The sequence below is a fragment of the Mesorhizobium sp. M7A.F.Ca.US.005.03.2.1 genome (assembly GCF_003997795.1).
Taxonomy (GTDB): domain Bacteria; phylum Pseudomonadota; class Alphaproteobacteria; order Rhizobiales; family Rhizobiaceae; genus Mesorhizobium; species Mesorhizobium ciceri.
In genome coordinates, this window is record NZ_RZRP01001020.1 from 1 (window position 1) to 2025 (window position 2025).

2 protein-coding genes are annotated in these 2025 nt (G+C 63.2%); both read right to left on the minus strand.

The genetic code is table 11. The features are described from left to right. Positions 1 to 1019: HAMP domain-containing protein (locus EN991_RS34020; protein ID WP_127370377.1), on the minus strand; the 1019-nt coding region annotated here is incomplete at its 3' end. 7 nt (positions 1020 to 1026) lie between these two features. After that, the gene (locus tag EN991_RS34025) at positions 1027 to 1701 is read right to left on the minus strand and encodes a response regulator transcription factor (RefSeq protein ID WP_023812818.1); all 675 of its coding nucleotides are present in this window, start codon (positions 1699 to 1701) and stop codon (positions 1027 to 1029) included. Positions 1702 to 2025 lie beyond the last annotated feature (324 nt).

Sequence of the window (2025 nt, forward strand, 5' to 3'; positions counted from 1 at the left end):
CGGTTCGTATTTTCAGACGAGTAGCCAGCCTCCAGCCGGGAGATCATCAGGATGGCGTTGAAGGTTTTTATCAACTGGTCCGACTCGGCGATGGTGCCTTCCAGCGCCTGCCGGTAGTCGGTGGGCTTTTGCTTGCCCGAAAGCGTCGCTTCGGCCCGGTTGCGCAGCCGGGTCAGCGGCGTCTTCAGATCATGCGCGATGTTGTCGGAAACCTGCTTCAAGCCTTCGTTGAGCGTGGCGATCCTGGCCAGCATGGCATTGAGATTTTCGGAGAGCCGGTCGAACTCGTCGCCAACCCCCGTCACCGGCAGCCTGCCCGACAGATCGCCGCCCATGATGCGACGGCTGGCTTCCGACACGCTGTCGATGCGCTTCAGCGCAGCGCGGCCGACAAAAAACCAGATCAGCAATCCGCCCAGCCCCATCATGCCGAGCGCCAGCATCAGCGCACGGCGGATGACGGCACGAAACCGTTCCGGCTCGCCAAGGTCGCGGCCGACCAGCATGATCATCTGGTTCGGCAGCCGCAGCACCAGCGCAATGGCGTTGTGGCCTTTTTCGCCCTGCGCCTGCGCATCGTTCTGCTCGGATTGGGTGGTGGTACCCTGCTCGGCGGGAAGGTTGCGCAGGCGCTCGAGCTCTCCCTCGCCAAAGCGCTGATAAGAGAACGGACTGCTGGTCCAGCCTTCGGTTTCGAGAACGCCAGGTTCGAGGCTCTGCACGTTGCCGGTCAGGATCTGGCCGTTGGCGTCGGCGATCAGGTAAAGGTTTGCGCCGGGCTGGCGCGAGCGCGCTTCGACCACGCGGACCAGTACCGGCAGGCCACCGCGCTGATAGGCGCGGGCAAGGCCGAGCACTTCGTCATTGATGGTCTCCTGCGTCTGCGCGGTCAGCATTCGCGCCGACAGCGAGGTCATGTAGAAGACGAGCGCCACCGCGCAGAGCGCGAAGAGCAGGAAGTAGAGCGCCGAAAGCCGCGCTGCCGTCGTCTTCATGATGGCTGGCACGGAAAGAGCCATGCCGCAGCTAACCACTCTTCAGCATATAGCCGGCGCCGCGAACCGTATGCAGGATGGGCTTGTCGAAGCCCTTCTCGATCTTGCCGCGCAGCCGGGAGACATGGACGTCGATGACATTGGTCTGCGGATCGAAATGGTAGTCCCAGACATTTTCCAGCAGCATGGTGCGCGTCACCACCTGGCCGGCATGCCGCATCAGATATTCGAGCAAGCGGAACTCACGCGGCTGCAGCGTTATCTCGCGTGACGCACGGCGGACCGAATGCGACAGCCTGTCGAGTTCGAGATCGCCGACGCGGTAGACGGTTTCCGCTTCCTTGGCACTGGCGCGCCGGTTCAGCACCTCGACGCGGGCGAGAAGCTCGGAGAAGGCATAGGGCTTTGTCAGGTAATCGTCGCCGCCGGCGCGCAAACCCGTGACCCGGTCATCGACCTCGCCGAGCGCCGACAGGATCAGCACCGGCGTCGTGTTGCCCCTGGACCTGAGACCGGCAATGACCGACAGGCCGTCGCGACGCGGCATCATCCGGTCGATCACCATCACGTCGTAGTCGCCGGCGTCGGCGAGCGCAAAGCCGGTTTCGCCGTCACCGGCGACATGCGCGGTGTGACCGGCCTCGGCAAAAGCTTTCTGCAAGTAATCCGCAGCCTCGCGATCGTCTTCTATGACGAGAATCTTCATAGGGCTGTTATACGCGATTTCGCCGGAAGGTTGAGTGGCAGACATCTGCATTGTGGCCTTTGCCAAAGCGCATCGCGACCGAGATCGCTCGAAGCAGTGCGCGATAAAGCTGCTCGCTGCCGATGTCGTTGGCATCGGATCGTTGAAGCGCTTTTGAAATTGTGCGGCAGCGGGCGATGGGAAGCCCGCTGCCGCCGGGGGAAGGCGCGATGACTGACTAACGCGCGCTCCTCCATGCTTTCCCGTACGGCGGCTCGGGGGTGTTGAACCGGCGCACTGGAAAAGTCCAACTTGCCGCCGGAACGCCCTCACCCGCCTCGGAAG

Bases quoted from the DNA above. Each gene is read 5' to 3' on its own strand.
- EN991_RS34025 (WP_023812818.1), bottom strand. From the start codon at position 1,701: ATGAAGATTCTCGTCATAGAAGACGATCGCGAGGCTGCGGATTACTTG.